The sequence below is a fragment of the Anaeromassilibacillus sp. An200 genome, from assembly GCF_002160025.1.
Lineage (GTDB): Bacteria > Bacillota > Clostridia > Oscillospirales > Acutalibacteraceae > Caccousia > Caccousia stercoris.
The window spans coordinates 1-532 of sequence record NZ_NFJU01000151.1; the positions used below are offsets into that span (position 1 = coordinate 1).

Here is a 532-nt window from a genome sequence, read left to right on the forward strand (position 1 = left end):
TAGAAATAGGGGAATTCCTCCGCCTGTACATAATAATCGTAGTAGTATTCGGGGTCATCCCAGGCTGCGGAAACCGGAGCACACATGGATGCAGCCAGCATACCGGCCAGGGCAATACACAGTATTTTCTTATTCACTTGCTTCGTTCCTTTCTTCTTTTTCTTGCGTTTCTTCTGCCGAGGGAATCACAGATTCCTGTCTTAACCTCCTCCTTCCTCTGAAATACAGGACTGCCAGCACAATACTGGCTCCCAGGCTTACAGCAAAGATAGCTGCGAGCGTCCATACAACCCAGCTCCTGTCCGGCTCCGGCGGGGGGATCGGCTCTCCGCTGTAGGTCAGGGTGTACAGGATATCTTCCGTTGTTAAGGTAACATCACCGCTGTATCGCGCGGTGGTGATATACCCTGTCGCGTAGCTTCGGCTTCCAACAGCGCTATAGGACGCTGTGGCTGTGTAGGACGTGGGGATCAAACTGCCATTTGCTCCTGTTCCGCCTACACCCTGCCAGGATACACCGGCAAGCGTCAGT

The 532-nt window shown here is 53.2% G+C and carries 1 pseudogene; it reads right to left on the reverse strand.

Features of this window, described 5'->3' with window-relative positions:
* Nucleotides 1-129 precede the first annotated feature (129 nt).
* Nucleotides 130-532 (reverse strand): annotated as a pseudogene (locus B5F35_RS18865) (hypothetical protein); the annotation flags it as partial.